General features: G+C 70.6%; 17 protein-coding genes. 12 read left to right on the forward strand and 5 right to left on the reverse strand.

The window, feature by feature from the left end; genetic code table 11:
- Window positions 1–79 precede the first annotated feature (79 nt).
- A complete protein-coding gene (locus CRP56_RS24785) occupies window positions 80–1030 on the forward strand; it encodes a DMT family transporter (protein ID WP_097267467.1) in 951 nt (316 codons plus the stop codon).
- Here CRP56_RS24785 and CRP56_RS24790 read toward each other — a convergent pair.
- The gene (locus tag CRP56_RS24790; protein WP_097267469.1) at window positions 927–1811 is read right to left on the reverse strand and encodes a LysR family transcriptional regulator; all 885 of its coding nucleotides are present in this window, start codon (window positions 1809–1811) and stop codon (window positions 927–929) included. The genes CRP56_RS24785 and CRP56_RS24790 overlap by 104 nt on opposite strands.
- 1 nt (window position 1812) lies before the next feature.
- Window positions 1813–2127, reverse strand: coding sequence for a PLD nuclease N-terminal domain-containing protein (locus CRP56_RS24795; protein WP_097267471.1), 315 nt, complete (start codon window positions 2125–2127; stop codon window positions 1813–1815).
- Window positions 2128–2214: 87 nt separating this feature from the next.
- Here CRP56_RS24795 and CRP56_RS24800 point away from each other — a divergent pair, with 87 nt between their 5' ends.
- The 9 genes from CRP56_RS24800 (at window position 2215) to CRP56_RS24840 (ending at window position 8843) form a co-directional block, all read left to right on the forward strand.
- Window positions 2215–3666: a menaquinone biosynthesis decarboxylase gene (locus CRP56_RS24800; protein ID WP_097267474.1), complete on the forward strand. Its 1452-nt coding sequence runs from the start codon at window positions 2215–2217 to the stop codon at window positions 3664–3666.
- Window positions 3663–4565, forward strand: coding sequence for a menaquinone biosynthesis prenyltransferase MqnP (gene mqnP, locus CRP56_RS24805; RefSeq protein ID WP_097267476.1), 903 nt, complete (start codon window positions 3663–3665; stop codon window positions 4563–4565). Before CRP56_RS24800 ends, mqnP begins: the two co-directional genes overlap by 4 nt.
- A gap of 52 nt (window positions 4566–4617) precedes the next feature.
- Complete coding sequence (locus CRP56_RS24810; RefSeq protein WP_097267478.1) at window positions 4618–5274, forward strand: UbiX family flavin prenyltransferase; 657 nt, start codon at window positions 4618–4620, stop codon at window positions 5272–5274.
- A 79-nt stretch (window positions 5275–5353) separates the two neighbouring features.
- Window positions 5354–5809, forward strand: coding sequence for an Lrp/AsnC family transcriptional regulator (locus tag CRP56_RS24815; RefSeq protein ID WP_079306730.1), 456 nt, complete (start codon window positions 5354–5356; stop codon window positions 5807–5809).
- 41 nt (window positions 5810–5850) lie between these two features.
- Window positions 5851–7014, forward strand: a complete 1164-nt coding sequence (gene mqnE / locus CRP56_RS24820) for an aminofutalosine synthase MqnE (protein ID WP_097267480.1) — start codon at window positions 5851–5853, stop codon at window positions 7012–7014.
- Between the two features lie 79 nt (window positions 7015–7093).
- Window positions 7094–7285, forward strand: coding sequence for a hypothetical protein (locus CRP56_RS49315; protein WP_373559675.1), 192 nt, complete (start codon window positions 7094–7096; stop codon window positions 7283–7285).
- A gap of 116 nt (window positions 7286–7401) precedes the next feature.
- Window positions 7402–7701, forward strand: a complete 300-nt coding sequence (locus CRP56_RS24830; RefSeq protein WP_097267482.1) for a DUF4229 domain-containing protein — start codon at window positions 7402–7404, stop codon at window positions 7699–7701.
- A gap of 74 nt (window positions 7702–7775) precedes the next feature.
- Window positions 7776–8420 (forward strand): TetR/AcrR family transcriptional regulator, encoded by a 645-nt coding sequence (locus CRP56_RS24835; protein WP_097267484.1) that lies wholly within the window; start codon window positions 7776–7778, stop codon window positions 8418–8420.
- Window positions 8421–8489: 69 nt separating this feature from the next.
- Window positions 8490–8843, forward strand: coding sequence for a hypothetical protein (locus CRP56_RS24840; protein ID WP_097267486.1), 354 nt, complete (start codon window positions 8490–8492; stop codon window positions 8841–8843).
- Between the two features lie 26 nt (window positions 8844–8869).
- Here CRP56_RS24840 and CRP56_RS24845 read toward each other — a convergent pair whose 3' ends face one another.
- Together CRP56_RS24845 and CRP56_RS24850 are read right to left on the reverse strand one after the other, a co-directional pair.
- The gene (locus CRP56_RS24845; RefSeq protein WP_097267488.1) at window positions 8870–9757 is read right to left on the reverse strand and encodes a MaoC family dehydratase; all 888 of its coding nucleotides are present in this window, start codon (window positions 9755–9757) and stop codon (window positions 8870–8872) included.
- Window positions 9757–11046, reverse strand: coding sequence for a 3-oxoacyl-ACP reductase (locus tag CRP56_RS24850; RefSeq protein WP_097267490.1), 1290 nt, complete (start codon window positions 11044–11046; stop codon window positions 9757–9759). Before CRP56_RS24850 ends, CRP56_RS24845 begins: the two co-directional genes overlap by 1 nt.
- 103 nt (window positions 11047–11149) lie before the next feature.
- Here CRP56_RS24850 and CRP56_RS24855 point away from each other — a divergent pair, with 103 nt between their 5' ends.
- Both CRP56_RS24855 and CRP56_RS24860 read left to right on the forward strand, forming a co-directional pair.
- Complete coding sequence (locus CRP56_RS24855) at window positions 11150–12430, forward strand: acetyl-CoA C-acetyltransferase (RefSeq protein ID WP_097267492.1); 1281 nt, start codon at window positions 11150–11152, stop codon at window positions 12428–12430.
- 253 nt (window positions 12431–12683) lie between these two features.
- The gene (locus CRP56_RS24860; protein ID WP_097267494.1) at window positions 12684–14603 is read left to right on the forward strand and encodes an AMP-dependent synthetase/ligase; all 1920 of its coding nucleotides are present in this window, start codon (window positions 12684–12686) and stop codon (window positions 14601–14603) included.
- 18 nt (window positions 14604–14621) lie between these two features.
- Here the strand turns inward: CRP56_RS24860 and CRP56_RS24865 are convergent, their stop codons facing one another.
- The gene (locus CRP56_RS24865; protein ID WP_097267497.1) at window positions 14622–15377 is read right to left on the reverse strand and encodes a PIG-L deacetylase family protein; all 756 of its coding nucleotides are present in this window, start codon (window positions 15375–15377) and stop codon (window positions 14622–14624) included.
- Window positions 15378–15453: the final 76 nt, after the last annotated feature.

The raw sequence follows: 15453 nt of genomic DNA on the forward strand, positions 1-15453 counted from the left end.
ACGCTGCCGATGGCCCCATCGGCAGGACCCCCCACTGGCGCGTGGACCTGCACCGATGCCCGCTCCTACCGTCAGGGACATGACCTCCGACAGCAAGGGCATCGCCCAACTCACGACCGCCATGATCCTCTCCGGCACCCTCGGCGTCTTCGTCGTCGAGTCGGGCGCCTCCCCCTTCAACGTGGTCTTCTTCCGCGTCGTCTTCGGCGCCCTCGCGCTCGGCGTGTACGTGGTGGCCCGCGGTTGGCTCCGCGACCACGGCTTCACGCCCCGCACCCTCGGACTCGCCGTCCTGGGCGGCGTGTTCATCGTCTTCAACTGGGTGTTCCTCTTCGAGTCGTACGAGAACACCTCGATCTCGGTCGCCACGGTCGTCTACCACACCCAGCCGTTCTACGTGGTCCTGCTCGGCGCCCTCCTCTTCCGCGAGCGCCTGACGGCGGCGAAGGCGGGCTGGATCGCGCTGGCCTTCGCGGGACTGGTCCTCGTCTCGGGCGTCACGCCCTCCGACTTCACCAGTGGCGGCACGTATCTCCTCGGCGTCGGACAGGCGTTGCTCGCCGCGCTCCTCTACGGCCTGTCTACCCTCGTCACCAAGCGCATCACCGGCGTCCGCCCGCACCTCATCGCCCTCGTCCAAGTCGTCGTCGGCATCCCGCTGTTGCTGCCCTTCGCCGACTTCGGCGCGATGAGCGGCACGAGCGCGGGCGACTGGGGCTGGCTGGCCGGGCTCGGCTTCATCCACACCGGCCTGATGTACGTCCTGATGTACGCCGCCTACGCCAAGCTCCCGCTGTCGAAGATCGCCGTCCTGGCCTTCGTCTACCCGGCCGTCGCGATGGGCATGGACTGGGCGGTGTACGGCCACCACATCGGCCTCGTCCAGGCGCTGGGCGTCCCGCTGATCGTCCTCGCGAGCCTCAAGGTCACCCTTGCTCGGACACCAGCTTCCGTGCCTGCTCCGCGAACAGCCGCACATGCGCCGGAAGCCGCTTCCCGGACCGCCACGCGAGCTGCGTCCGAAGCGTGAACGGCGGCTCCCAGTCCAGTCGTACGAGAGAGCCCTCCGTGAGTTCGGCGGCGACCGTGATCTCCGGCAGCAGCGCGATGCCGAGACCGGCCGCCGCCGCGCGTTTGGTGGCCTCGATCGTGCCGAACTCCATGAAGTTGACCGGCCCGCCGAGGGAGTTGAGCTCCCGCTCGAACAAGTCCCGGTAGGCGCAGCCCGGTTCGGTGGCCAGCAGAGGCTGGCCCAGGAGGTCGGCGGTCGCCAACTCCCGTCCCTTGAGCGCGTGTTCCGGTGCCGCCACCAGCGCCAGCGGCTCCACCGCCAGCACCTCGCTCTCCAGGCCCGGGTGCGCGGTCTCCGCCTCCATCAGGAAGCCCACGTCGTACGTGCCCTGCCGCAGCGCCTGCCGGGTCTCGTCACCGAGGGTCGTGCGCAGCGACAGCCGTACCTTCGGATAGCGGTGGTGGAAGAGTTCGAGGAGCGGCGGCAGCCGGTACGAGGTCAGCGACTCCATGGTGCCGACGGCGAGCGTGCCGGAGGGCTCCTCGGCGTCGGTCACGGCCGCCCGCGCCTCCTCGCTCAGCTCGATGATCTGGCGGGCGTACGGCAGCAGCCGCTCCCCGGCCTCCGTGAGCCGGATGCGGCTGCCGAGCCGGTCGAACAGCTCCACGCCGAGCGAGTCCTCCAGGGCGCGGATCTGGCTGGTGACGCTGGACTGGGCGTAGTTCAGCTCGGCCGCCGCCCGGGTGAAGCTGAGCACCCCGGCGACCTTCTCGAAGGTGACCAGCAGCCGCAGCTCCACGTCAGGGCTCGTCCCGCTTCTTCCGGTCGCGGTCGTCGTCCTCGTCGAGGGACTTCAGGAACTCGGGGTTGTCGTCGGGCGCGACCCAGCGCTGGGACTGGCCGGACCGGACGCCGGACCAGCCGTCGGCGGCCAGGCTGCGCTTCTTGCCCGCGATCATCCAGGAGATCGAGCCCACCATCGGGAACAGCAGCACGAGGATCGCCCACAGCGGCTTGGGCATGTGGCGGACGTCGTCGTCGGGCGTGCTGATGCAGTCGATGAACGCGTAGATGCTCAGCGCCAGCGGCACGAGGAACATCAGCACCCGGAGCATGGGGCCCTCCCACGGGACGGTCGTCGGGGCCGCGATCACAGCCCCCAGGTACAGGGCCAGGGTAGCCCGTACCGGATACTGGGACGCATGGCTTACGACGATCTTCGCTCGCTGCTCAGGGCCCTGGAACGCGAGGGCGACCTCAAGCGCGTCAAGGCCGAGGTCGACCCGTATCTGGAGGTCGGGGAGATCGTCGACCGGGTCAACAAGGCAGGCGGCCCCGCGCTCCTCTTCGAGAACGTGAAGGGCTCCTCGATGCCCCTCGCGATGAACGTCTTCGGAACCGACCGGCGGCTGCTGAAGTCGCTGGGCCTGAAGTCGTACGAGGACATCTCCGACAAGATCGGCGGGCTGCTGCGCCCCGAACTGCCGCACGGCTTCGTGGGGGTGCGGGAGGCCTTCGGCAAGCTCGGCGCGATGACGCACGTACCGCCGAAGAAGGTGAAAGAGGCTCCGGTCCAGGAGGTCGTCCTCACCGGCGACGACGTCGACCTCGACCAGCTCCCGGCCCTGTTCACCTGGCCGCAGGACGGCGGTTCCTTCTTCAACCTGGGCCTGACCCACACCAAGGACCCGGAATCCGGCATCCGCAACCTCGGTCTGTACCGCCTCCAGCGCCACGACAAGCGCACGATCGGCATGCACTGGCAGATCCACAAGGACAGCCGGAACCACTACCAGGTGGCGGCCCGGCGGGGCGAGCGGCTGCCGGTCGCGATCGCCTTCGGCTGCCCGCCGGCCGTGACCTACGCGTCCACCGCGCCGCTCCCCGGTGACATCGACGAGTACCTGTTCGCCGGGTTCATCGCCGGCAAGCGGATCGAGATGGTCGACTGCAAGACCGTGCCGTTGCAGGTCCCGGCCCAGGCCGAGGTCGTCATCGAGGGCTGGCTGGAGCCGGGCGAGATGCTGCCCGAGGGGCCCTTCGGCGACCACACCGGGTTCTACACCCCGCAGGAGCCGTTCCCGGCGCTGAAGATCGACTGCGTGACCATGCGGAAGCGGCCGCTGCTTCAGTCGATCGTCGTAGGCCGCCCCCCGACGGAGGACGGTCCGCTGGGTCGTGCGACCGAGCGCTTCTTCCTCCCCCTGCTGAAGATCATCGTGCCGGACATCGTGGACTACCACCTGCCCGAAGCGGGCGGATTCCACAACTGCGCGATCATCTCGATCGACAAGAAGTACCCCAAGCACGCCCAAAAGGTGATGCACGCTGTGTGGGGCGCCCACATGATGTCCCTGACGAAGTTGATCGTGGTCGTCGACTCGGACTGCGACGTCCACGACCTCCACGAGGTCGCGTGGCGGGCCCTCGGCAACACCGACTACGCACGCGACCTGTCGGTCGTCGAAGGACCGGTCGACCACCTCGACCACGCCTCCTACCAGCAGTTCTGGGGCGGCAAGGCGGGGATCGACGCGACGAAGAAGTGGCCCGAGGAGGGCTACACCCGCGACGGCGGCTGGCCGGACATGGTGGTGTCCGACCCGGAGACGGCGGCGAAGGTCGACCGCCGCTGGAAGGAGTACGGCCTGTGAGTTCCGCGTCTGCCGCGATCCCCCAGCCGGGACGGACGAAGGCGTTCCTGCGCCTGGTCATGATCGAGCACTCGGTGTTCGCGCTGCCCTTCGCCTACATCGCGGCGCTCACCGCGATGTTCGAGTGGGACAGGAACATCCACTGGGGCAGGCTGCTGCTCGTCACCATCTGCATGGTCGGCCTGCGCACCTTCGCCATGGCGGTCAACCGGATCATCGACCGGGAGATCGACGCGCGGAACCCGCGCACGGCCCACCGCGAGCTGGTGACCGGCGCGATGTCGGTCAAGCACGCGTGGACGGGCGCGCTGGTCGCGGTCGTGATCTTCCTGGGCTCGGCGGCCCTGCTGAACCCCCTCTGCCTGGCCCTCGCCCCGGTCGCCGTGATCCCGATGGTGGTCTACCCCTACGGCAAGCGGTTCACGAACTTCCCGCAGGCCATCCTCGGTCTCGCCCAGGCGATGGGCCCGGTCGGCGGCTGGCTGGCGATCACCGGCGAGTGGTCCTGGGACGCGGTGCTCCTCGGCCTCGCGGTCGGCATCTGGATCGGCGGCTTCGACCTGATCTACGCCTGCCAGGACGTCGAGACCGACCGCGAGGTCGGCGTCATGTCGGTCCCGGCCCGCTTCGGCATCCCGGCGGCGATCTGGGGGGCGCGGGTGTGCCACGCCCTGACCATGGGGTTGCTGGTCTGGTACGCGGTGGCGACGGACGCGGGCGGGTTCTTCTGGGTCGGCCTGATGATCGTCGCGGCGGCTTTCGTCTACGAGCACAACATCGTCCGCCCGCATGACCTGTCCCGCCTGAACAGGGCGTTCTTCAGCGTCAACGGGTTCATCGGGATCGCCCTGTTCGTGTGCGCGCTGCTGGACCTGCTGGTGCGGGGCCTGACCGTCTGAGGATCCGGTCCACCGGTACGCTCAAGATGTGAACGCAGGAGAAACGCAGCGCGTGCCTTGGATCGTGGGGGTGTCCGGAGCTTCCGGGACGCCGTACGCGGCGGCGGTGCTGCGGGCGCTGCTGGAGGCGGGGGAGAGCGTCGACCTGGTCGTCAGCAGGGCCTCGCGGCTGACGCTGCTCGACGAGACGCAGATCGCCTTCCGGGACGCGCACTGGCAGGACGACCTGCGGGAATGGCTGGCCAGGGGGGCCGACGGCAAGCCGGGGACGTTCGATGCCGATGTCGAGCGGGTGCGGTACTGGGCCGCCGGGGACCTCGCGGCCGGGCCGTCCTCGGGGTCGTATCCCGTCAAGGGCATGCTGATCGTGCCCGCCTCCACCGCCTGCGTCGCCGGGGTCGCCCTCGGGCTCTCCAAGGACCTGCTCCAGCGCGCCGCGAGCGTGACCCTCAAGGAGCGCCGCAAGCTCGTCGTCGCCGTACGGGAGACCCCCTTGAACGGCCAGACGCTGCGGCACCTCGTCACCCTCGACGACCTCGGCGCCACCGTTGTGCCCGCCTCACCCGCCTTCTACGCCGGTGCCACCCATATCCAGGACCTCGTCGACTTCGTCGCCGGACGGGTCCTCGACGCGGCGGGGGTCGAGCACCGGCTGTACCGGCGGTGGAAGGGCGAGCTCGGCGGCGGGTCCGCAACCCGCCCGACGTAGGCGCCATCTGAGCAAGTCGCAGTACCTCTCATCACTTCGGGAACTCTCGGGATCCTCTTCAGCGGAAGGCTTCGATCGCATGGACGCGGTGGACAGGCAGCTCATCCAGGCCCTGAGGGAGAACGGCCGGGCCTCCTACGCGGAGCTGGGCCGCCTCGTCGGTCTGTCGGGACCCAGCGTCACCGACCGCATCAACCGGCTGGAGGCGGCCGGTGTCATCACCGGTTACCGCGCCACCGTCGACGCCGCCTCCCTCGGCCTCGGCGTCACCGCCCTCATCGGCATCTCCCTCTCCGACGCCGCCGACCACGAGGACGTGGCCCGCCGGATGAAGGACCTGCCGGAGATCGAGGACTGCTGGTTCATCGCGGGCGACGACTCGTTCATGCTCAAGGTGCGGGCCAGTGACGTCGACGGCCTGGAGAAGATCATCCGGCGGCTCAGCGGGACCAAGGGCGTCTCCCGGACCCGTACCACGATCGTGCTCTCCACGAAGTGGGAGAACCGGGTCGGAGAGCTGCCCGAAGAGGCGTAGACGTACGGTTGTCGAAGTCGTCGGAGAAAGGTGTGACCCCCATGGACGTCGGGCTCAAGCGCGAGCTGGAGCAGAAGGTCAGGGCCGGTGAGCGGCTGACCCGTGAGGACGGCATCGCGCTCTACGAGTCGGACGACCTGGCCTGGCTCGGTGGTCTCGCGCACGAGGTGCGGACGCGCAAGAACGGTGACGTGGTCCACTTCAACGTCAACCGGCACCTCAACATGACCAACGTGTGCACCGCCTCCTGCGCCTACTGCTCCTTCCAGCGCAAGCCGGGGGAGAAGGACGCGTACACGATGCGCATCGAGGAGGCGGTGAAGCTCGCGAAGGCCATGGAGGGCGAGAACCTCACCGAGCTGCACATCGTCAACGGCCTGCACCCGAACCTGCCGTGGCGCTACTACCCGCGGTCGCTGCGCGAGCTGAAGGCCGCGCTGCCGGACGTCTCGCTGAAGGCGTTCACGGCCACGGAGATCCACCACTTCGAGACGATCTCCGGCCTGAGCGCGAGCGAGATCCTGGACGAGCTGATCGACGCGGGTCTGGAGTCGTTGACCGGTGGCGGCGCCGAGATCTTCGACTGGGAGGTCCGGCAGCACATCGTGGACCACAAGACCCACTGGGAGGACTGGTCCCGCATCCACCGGCTGGCGCACGAGAAGGGGCTGAAGACCCCGGCCACCATGCTCTACGGCCACATCGAGGAGCACCGCCACCGTGTCGACCACGTCCTGCGGCTGCGTGAGCTCCAGGACGAGACCGGCGGCTTCCAGGTCTTCATCCCGCTGCGCTACCAGCACGACTTCGTCGACATGAAGGACGGGAAGGTACGCAACCGGCTCCAGGCGCGGACGCAGATGGCGACCGGCGCGGAGGCCCTGAAGACCTTCGCGGTCTCCCGCCTGCTCTTCGACAACGTCCCGCACGTCAAGGTCTTCTGGGTGATGCACGGGGTGCAGACCGCGCAGCTGGCGTTGCTGCACGGCGCCGATGACATGGACGGGTCGGTCGTCGAGTACAAGATCACCCACGACGCGGACAACTTCGGCACGCCGAACAAGCTGACGCGCGACGATCTGCTGGATCTGATTCGGGACGCCGGGTTCCGGCCGGTGGAGCGGAACACTCGGTACGAGGTGATTCGGGAGTACGAGGGGCCGGATGCGGGGCGACGGGAGTCGCCTCAGCCGATGAGGGTGTGACGGATTCGTTTTTCGGGTGCGGGCGCGCTGTGGCTGGTCGCGCAGTTCCCCGCGCCCCTTGGGTGGGTACTCGGGGCGCATGCCTGAGAAGGCGCCCGAGGATGGTTACAGCGCAGAGCCCTTTGTGCCCGACCGGGGTGGGCTCGCCGATGACTGCGTGCGGGCCGTGGCTGGCGTGCATCCGTCCGCCGTGCTGAGGTCGGACGACCGGGAGGTGGCCTTCCGGGGGCTGGTGGCCGATCTGGACGTGGCGGCCCGGGCTCTGGGGTGAGCGGGGGCCTGCCTGGCGGACCCCCTGCAAGATCGGGGAGGGGGCGTGCTTCACTGGAAGGTGCCCTTTGAGAACTTTCAGGGGGACTTTCAGTCGGAACGGAAGAGTGGATTGAGATGCTCCGCTACACACTGATGCGCCTCGGGATCTTCGTGGGCTGCCTCGTGGTCGTCTGGGGCCTCGTCTACTCCGGCGTCGCCCCGCGCGGCCTCGGCGACTCCAACGGCATGTGGGTCGTCCTGCTCTCCCTGGTGATCTCGGCCCCGATCAGCTTCGTCGTCCTGCGCAAGGAGCGCGACCGCGCCTCCATCCAGGTCGCCGAGCGCGTCGACCGCATGAAGTCCAACCTGGAGGCCAACCGCAACCAGGAGGACATCGCGGACGACGCGGCCCGGGCGCAGGGCCAGACGTCCTAGTCGCTCACCGAGTCCTCGCACCTGGTCCTCGCACGGAGTCCGCTCACCCCGGTGGACGACTTAGTCTTGGCCCCATGGGTGCCGTGAAGACCAAGCGGATGCCGCGTGCGGTCCGTGAGCAGCAGATGCTGGACGCCGCCGTGCGGACCTTCGGCCGGCGTGGGTACATGGCCGCCTCCATGGACGAGATCGCCGAACTCGCCGGTGTCTCCAAGCCGTTGGTCTATCTGTACCTGAACTCGAAGGACGACCTCTTCACGGCCTGCATCCGCCGTGAGGCGCACGCGCTCACCGAGGCCGTGCGCTCCGGCGTCCGCACCGACCAGCCCGCCGACCGGCAACTCTGGGACGGGCTGCTGGCGTTCTTCACGCACACCGCCGGGAATCCCGACGGCTGGTCCGTGCTGCATCTCCAGGCCCGTATCCACGGCGAGGCGTTCGCCGCCGAGGTCGCGGCGATGCGGGAGGAGATCGTCGCCTTCGTGACGCAGTTGATCGTCGTTGCTGCGCGGGAGGCGCACCGGGACCCCGATCTGGCCGAGCGGGAGGTCGCCGGGCTCGCCGAGGCGCTGGTGGGGGCCGCCGAGTCGCTCGCCGCCTGGGCCAACGCCACGCCCGGTGTCACGGCACGGCAGGCCGCGGCCACGCTCATGAACTTCGCCTGGGCCGGGCTGGGGGACCTGATGGAGGGGCGGCCGTGGGCTCCGCCGGCGACATGACACCTGTCATGCGGTAAGGCGGACGACGGACACTGGGGGAGGGAGATCCTCCGGCCGTACGGTCGTCCCATGACGAAGACCAGCGGGGAACAGCGGCCGGGCAAGACCGACATCAAGGTGAGCCTCATCGGCGGTCACCGCCTCGACGGTGCCACCCTCCACGAGCGCACCCTGACCGCCTCGCTCATCGGCGGCGCCGACATCGACCTCACGGACGTCGACATCCCGGACGGCGCCGAACTGCGCATCACCAAGCTGAGCCTGATCGGGGGCGTGAGCCTGCGGGTGCGGTCGGACGTGCGGGTGGAGGTGCACGGCATCCGGCTGGGCGGGGTGCGGGACGAGGGTCCGAGTGTCGCCGGTGGGCCGACCGTGCGGATCGACGCGTGGGGGCTCATCGGCGGGGTCAACGTCCGCCGCTGAACACCGTGTTCAGGCCGGCAACACCTTCACGTCGGCGACCCGTTCACCGTTCCCGCCACATGCACACGATCCCCGCCCCGCAGCTCGAAGCGGTCGCCCTCCGACCCGTACGTCACCGTCCCCGGCAGCAGCACCGGCGCCCTGAACTCCGCCCGTACCACGCCCACTTGCGGGGTCCCGTGCGCGGCGAGGCAGCGGGCCACCGTCCACATGCCGTGCGCGATGGCCCGCGGGAAGCCGAAGAGGCGGGCGGTGAGCGGGTGGAGGTGGATGGGGTTGCGGTCGCCGGACGCGGTGGCGTACCGGCGGCCGATGTCCCCGGCCAGCCGCCACTCGGCGAGCGGGGGGAGGGGGGCCTGCTCGGCGCGCTCGGCCGCCGGCCGGGATGCCGTGCGGTGCCGTGCCAGGTACGTGCTGCTCGACTCCCATACGACGTCCGATACGACGTCCGATACGACGTCCGATACGACGCCGGATACGCCGTCCGAGCCGACCCGCACCTCCGTGACGACCCTCGCCTCCGTGCCGCGCCGGTGCGGGGCCAACTCGGCGACGTACACGCTCAGTTCGTACACCCCGGTCGCGGGCAGCGGCCGGTGCTGGATGATCCCGATCGACGTGTGGACCAGACCGAGCAGCGGCAGCGGGAAGTCCCGGGCGCTCATCAGCCGCATGGCCAGCGGGAAGCCGAGCACATGCGGATACGTCACCGGCAGCGCGTCGTCGCCGGTCGCGAACCCGCACACCCGCTCATAGGCGGCGAGCCGCGCCAGGTCGACGCGCAGGCCGGGCAGCACCAGCCGGGTGCGCGGGAACCCGGCGTCCGGGCGGGGCCGCTTGAAGGGGGACAGCAGCGCGCCCCGGGCCAGGAACGGCGCGAGGGCGGGGGAGCGGTGCAGGACGACGTCCGTCATCACGCCCCCAGCAGGCTCTGGCCGCAGACCCGGACGACCTGCCCGTTCACCGCACCCGACGCCGGGTGCGCGAGCCATGCCGTCGTCTCGGCCACGTCGACCGGAAGGCCGCCCTGTGCGAGGGAGTTCATGCGCCGCCCCGCCTCCCGGATGAGGAGCGGCACCGCGGCCGTCATCTTCGTCTCGATGAACCCGGGGGCCACGGCGTTGACCGTCACCCCGTGCTCGGCGAGGGCGCGCGGCGCCAGGGAGCGCACCAGGCCGACCACGCCCGCCTTGCTGGCGCCGTAGTTGGTCTGCCCCGCGTTCCCGGCGAGCCCGGCGATGGAGGCCGTGGCGACGATCCGGCCGCCTTCCCCGAGCGTCCCCGTCGACAGCAGCGCGTCGGTCGTGCGCAGCACGCTCGCCAGGTTCACCTCCAGCACCGAACTCCAGCGCTCCACGGGCATGTTGACCAGTCGGCGGTCACGGGTGATGCCCGCGTTGTGGACCAGGACGTCGAGGCCGTCGGGCAGCGCCGCCGCGATCCGTTCGCCCGCGTCGGCGGCCGTGATGTCGAGGGCGAGGGCCTCGCCGCCGAGGCGTTCGGCGAGCCGCCGGGCGTCCGCCTCGGCCTGGGGCACGTCGAGGACGACGACCCGGGCGCCGTCCCTGGCGAGCGTCTCGGCGACGGCCGCGCCGATCCCGCGCGCGGCGCCCGTCACCAGGGCGGTGCGCCCGGAGAGGGGTTGATCCCAGTCGAGGTCGGCGGGGACCGTCCCCTCGCCTGGACCCTCGCCTGACCCCTCGCCCACCTCGATCACCTGCCCGCTCACATAGGCGGACTTGGGGGAGAGCAGGAAGCGCAGGGTGGACTCGGCGGCGGCGCGGTCGGTGAGCCGTACGAGATTGACCGTCCGGCCCCGGCCGATCTCCTTGCCGAGCGAGCGCGTGAAGCCCTCCAGGGCCTGCTGCGCGGCCGCCTGGTGGTGGTCGGCGGGGTCGAGGGGTGCGCCGAGGACGACGATCCGGCCGCCGGCCGCGACGGACCGGACGACGGGGTGCAGGGCCGCGTGGACGTCGGCGAGGCCTTCGACGTCCCGGACGTGGGTGGCGTCGAGGACGACGGCGGCCGGGGGCGCGGCGGGGGCGGGGGCCGGTTTGCCGGCGGTGAGGTGGAGGACCTCGCCCTTGAGAGCCGGGTGCTCGGGTGACCAGCGGTGGAGTTCCGCCGGTTGCGGCAGGCCCAGTCCCCGGGTCAGGAAACGGCCCGGCGCGGTGCCGGTGAAGCGCAGATAACGGTCGGCCATGGCCGTCTCCCCACTCGGTGCTCTCTTGCTTACTCTGGAGTAAGGTTACCGGAGGTAATCCTATGTCACGCACGCCTATGTCAGGTATGGGGAGCAGGTCGAGATGAGCATTCTCCAGGCACCGGTGACGCGCCGGGTCGCGATCATCGGCGGCAGCCGCGTTCCCTTCGCCCGCTCCGACGGCCCCTACGCCACCGCCTCCAACCAGGAGATGCTGACGGTGGTGGTGGACGGCCTCGTGGACCGTTACGGGCTCCAACAGCCGGGCGCGGTCGGCGAGTTCGTCGCCGGTGCCGTCCTCAAGCACGCCCGTGACTTCAACCTGGCCCGCGAGACGGTCCTCGGCTCGAAGCTGGCGCCGACGACCCCGGCGTACGACATCCAGCAGGCCTGCGGCACCGGCCTCCAGGCGGTCATCGCCGCCGCCAACAAGATCGCCCTCGGCCAGACCGAGTCCGCGATCGCGGGCGGCGCGGACACGGCGAGCGACGCGCCGCTCGGCGTCAACGACGACCTGCGCCGCATCCTGCTGGCGGCCCGCAGGGCGAAGTCCCTCGGCGGCCGGCTCAAGGCCCTCGCCCGGGTCCGCCCCGGCCACCTCGTCCCCGACATCCCGCGCAACGCCGAGCCCCGCACCGGCCTGTCGATGGGCGAGCACGCGGCCGTCACCGCCCGCGCGTGGGGCGTGACGCGCGAGGCCCAGGACGTACTGGCGGCGACGAGCCACCAGCGGCTGGCGGCGGCGTACGAGCGGGGCTTCTTCGAGGACCTGGTGGTGCCGTTCCGCGGCCTGGACCGGGACCAGAACCTGCGGCCGGGGTCGACGGTGGAGAAACTGGCCGCCCTGAAGCCGGTGTTCGGCCTGGACGCACCCAACCCGACGATGACGGCCGGGAATTCGACCCCGCTCACCGATGGCGCCGCGGTCGTCCTGCTGGCCTCGGAGGAGTGGGCGGCGGAGCGCGGCCTTGAACCGCTGGCGTATCTGACGGCGTACGAGACGGCGGCCGTGGACTTCGTCGCCGGGGACCCCGCCGAGGACGGTCTGCTGATGGCCCCCGCCCGTGCCGTGCCGCGCATGCTGGAGCGGGCCGGGCTCGGGATGGCCGACTTCGACCTGGTCGAGGTGCACGAGGCGTTCGCGTCCCAGGTGCTGGCGACCTTGTCGGCGTGGGAGAAGGCGGGGCTGGCCCCCGTGGACCGCACCCGCCTGAACGTGACCGGCTCGTCCCTCGCCACCGGGCACCCCTTCGCGGCGACCGGCGCCCGGATCGTGGCGACGCTGGCCAAGCTGCTGGCGGAGCACGGGGGTTCGGGGCGCGGGCTGATCTCGGTGTGCGCGGCGGGCGGTCAGGGGGTGACGGCGGTGCTGGAGCGGGCGTGAGCCTCATGAAGGCACGGAATTGGTTCACACGTAACTGACAAAGGCTCACGTTGCGCCAGATGTTGCACAGACCCGGCCCGGGAGCCTCCCCGAACCCTCACAGGCCCGCCACGTGGGCCTCCTAAGATCGCCGGGTCCCCAAGCCTGACTGCCGGTAACCCCACAAGTCGCACTCGCCGGTGAACGTCCGGGTACGCCCGGTGCGTACCTATGCAGCAGAGCGGTTTTGAGCTGCGTGCCCCAGGAGCTGCCCATGTCGTCGTCCCTGCCCTACGCCGCTGCCACCGACTACGACGGCGCGCCCGTGCTCGTGGCTCCGGAGATACGTCGGCTGGACGGCGAGGTCCGCGAGGTGTCCGTCCCGCCGGTCGTGCCGCCGGTGACCCACGGCTCCCTCGCCGACCTGCCGTTCGAGAACGCGGAGGCGGGCCCGGCGGACCGGATTCTCAGCCGCCGTACGCCGGACGGGGGTTGGGCGGACGTGACGTCGGCCGAGTTCGCCGCGCAGGTGCTCGCGCTGGCGAAGGGCCTCATCTCGGAGGGCCTCGTCCCCGGCGACCGGATCGCCGTCATGGCCCGCACGATCTACGAGTGGACCCTCCTCGACTTCGCCGCGTGGGCCGCCGGTCTGGTCACGGTCCCCATCTACCCCACCTCCTCGGTCTTCCAGACCCGCTGGATCCTCCACGACTCGGGTGCGGTGGCCCTGGTGACGGAGACCGTCTCCCAAGCTTCCGCGCTCGGCCCGGAGTTGAACCGCCTGCCCGACCTGCGCCACCTGTGGGTCATCGAGAAGGGCCACGTCGACCGCCTGGCGGAGCTCGGCACGCACGTGCCCGACGCCGAAGTCGACGTACGGCGCGGCATGTTGGGCCCGGACACCCTCGCGACGGTCGTCTACACCTCCGGCACCACCGGCCGCCCCAAGGGCTGCGCGATCTCGCACGGCAACTTCCTCTCCGAGGTCGACAACGCGATCGAGATCCTCCATCCGGTCTTCAAGTCCCGCTCGGACGACGAACTGGCGACCCTCCTCTTCCTGCCCATGTCCCATGTCTTCGGCCGCATGGTGGCGGTGGCGTGCGTCCGCGCGAGGGTCCGCCTGGGCCACGCGCCGAGCCTGAAGTCGGACGACCTGCTCGCCGACCTCGCCAGCTTCCGCCCCACCTTCCTCCTCGTCATCCCGTACATGCTGGAGAAGGTCTTCAACAACGCACGCGCCAAGGCCGAGGCCGGCGGCCGGGTCTCGGCCTTCGACCGCGCGGCGAACGTGGCGATCCGCTACGGCGAGGCGATGGAGGAGAAGGCGGCGGGCACGGGCGGCGGCCCGGGTACGGCGCTGAAGGCGGCCCGCACCTTCTACGACCCCCTGGTCTTCCGCCGCATCCGCAACGCCATGGGCGGCCGGGTCCGCCACATCATCTCCGGTGGCTCACCGCTCGGCCGCAACATCGCGGCGTTCTTCGCCGGGGCGGGCATGGAGATCTACGAGGGGTACGGCCTGACGGAGGTGACGGGCGCGGCGACGGTGACGCCACCGCTCAAGCCCCGTCTGGGCACGGTCGGTTGGCCCTTGCCCGGCATGAAGGTCCGCATCGCGGCGGACGGCGAGATCCTGCTGGCCGGCGGCCCGGTGTTCCGCGGCTACTGGGACCCGAACGCGGGCGGGGTGACCCCGGCGTCGGCGGACGGCTGGTTCGCGACGGGCGACATCGGCAGCCTGGACGACGAGGGATACCTGACGATCACGGGCAGGAAGAAGGAACTTCTGATCACGGCGGGCGGCAAGACGGTGGCCCCGGCTCCGCTGGAGAACTGGCTGCGCCAGCACCCGCTGATCTCCCAGTGCATGGTGGTGGGCGACCGCCGCCCCTACGTCGCGGCCCTGATCACCCTGGACATGGAGGGCATCACCCACTGGCGCCAGATGAACGGCAAGCACCCGGTCCCCGCCGAACTCCTCGCGGGCGACGCCGAGTTGCACGCGATCATCCAACGTGCGGTCGACGAGGCGAACAAGCTCGTCTCCCGCCCCGAATCCATCCGCCGCTTCGAGGTCCTGCCACGGGACTTCACGGAGGCGGAGGGGCACCTGACACCGTCGATGAAGCTGCGGAGGGAGACGGTGATGCAGGAGTTCGCGCGGGAGATCGAGGGGCTGTACGAGCGTTGAGGGCCCGAGTGCCCGGGTTCACAAGGCCGATCGGGGCGACGCGGGGCTCGTGTCGCCGTAGCGGATGAACCACTCGGTGGACAGCAGCCGCGCTTGCTCGGCGTACGGATACGTGGCGAGCCGCCCGGGCAGGGCACCGCGTGCGACCTCGGTGTGGTGGGCGGCTATGGCGCGCAGTTTCGTCTCCAGCCAAGGGCCTACGTCGATGGCGGCGGCGATCCACTCGTCGGGGACGGGGTAGGAGGGCAGCCCCGGCCGCATGAGCTGCGGACCCAGCTCACGGGAGGCGGACTCGGGGTGGGTGGCGAGGTAGAGGTCCCGGGGTTGCCAGGGGGCGCCCGCCTCGGGGTAGAGGTGCCGCCAGTTGGCCGCTTGGACCGCGAGGACGGTCACGCGATGGGTGTAGACGTGGTCGGGGTGCCCGGTGAGCCCGCCGTGGGCGTCGTGCGTGATGACGACGTCGGGCCGGAACTCCCGTATGTGCCCGACGAGTTCCCGTACGACGTCGTCGAGCGGCGCGTCGCAGAGGCGAGGCCGGTCGGGCGCGGAGTGCGGTACATGGGCGTCGGCGTACTCCAGCAAGCGCGGTTTCCCGGCGCCGAGGACACGGAGGGCTTCCGCCAACTCCCCGTCCCGGGGCGTGCCTTCGGCCCACGTCGCGGTGACGACGGCGGTCCGGGCGCCGGAGACGGCGTGCTGGGCGAGGACGCCACCGGCCGACAGTGACTCGTCGTCGGGGTGGGCGAAGACGGCGAGAAGGCTGGGGAGGGACATGGGAGTGGAGGGTAGCGACGACTTCCTGTGGAAGTCGAGATCTGTCCCCTTTTTGACCGTTGAAGCGCTTCCCTCA

The organism is Streptomyces sp. TLI_55, assembly GCF_900206255.1.
In the GTDB taxonomy this organism is placed as follows: Bacteria; Actinomycetota; Actinomycetes; order Streptomycetales; family Streptomycetaceae; genus Streptomyces; species Streptomyces aquilus.

Bases quoted from the DNA above. Each gene is read 5' to 3' on its own strand.
- CRP56_RS24830 (WP_097267482.1), top strand. From the start codon at position 7,402: ATGCTCCGCTACACACTGATGCGCCTCGGGATCTTCGTGGGCTGCCTC.
- CRP56_RS24865 (WP_097267497.1), bottom strand. From the start codon at position 15,377: ATGTCCCTCCCCAGCCTTCTCGCCGTCTTCGCCCACCCCGACGACGAG.
- CRP56_RS24840 (WP_097267486.1), top strand. From the start codon at position 8,490: ATGACGAAGACCAGCGGGGAACAGCGGCCGGGCAAGACCGACATCAAG.
- mqnE (WP_097267480.1), top strand. From the start codon at position 5,851: ATGGACGTCGGGCTCAAGCGCGAGCTGGAGCAGAAGGTCAGGGCCGGT.
- CRP56_RS24835 (WP_097267484.1), top strand. From the start codon at position 7,776: ATGGGTGCCGTGAAGACCAAGCGGATGCCGCGTGCGGTCCGTGAGCAG.
- CRP56_RS24850 (WP_097267490.1), bottom strand. From the start codon at position 11,046: ATGGCCGACCGTTATCTGCGCTTCACCGGCACCGCGCCGGGCCGTTTC.
- CRP56_RS24795 (WP_097267471.1), bottom strand. From the start codon at position 2,127: ATGCTCCGGGTGCTGATGTTCCTCGTGCCGCTGGCGCTGAGCATCTAC.
- CRP56_RS49315 (WP_373559675.1), top strand. From the start codon at position 7,094: ATGCCTGAGAAGGCGCCCGAGGATGGTTACAGCGCAGAGCCCTTTGTG.
- CRP56_RS24855 (WP_097267492.1), top strand. From the start codon at position 11,150: ATGAGCATTCTCCAGGCACCGGTGACGCGCCGGGTCGCGATCATCGGC.
- CRP56_RS24815 (WP_079306730.1), top strand. From the start codon at position 5,354: ATGGACGCGGTGGACAGGCAGCTCATCCAGGCCCTGAGGGAGAACGGC.
- CRP56_RS24800 (WP_097267474.1), top strand. From the start codon at position 2,215: ATGGCTTACGACGATCTTCGCTCGCTGCTCAGGGCCCTGGAACGCGAG.
- CRP56_RS24785 (WP_097267467.1), top strand. From the start codon at position 80: ATGACCTCCGACAGCAAGGGCATCGCCCAACTCACGACCGCCATGATC.
- CRP56_RS24845 (WP_097267488.1), bottom strand. From the start codon at position 9,757: ATGACGGACGTCGTCCTGCACCGCTCCCCCGCCCTCGCGCCGTTCCTG.
- CRP56_RS24860 (WP_097267494.1), top strand. From the start codon at position 12,684: ATGTCGTCGTCCCTGCCCTACGCCGCTGCCACCGACTACGACGGCGCG.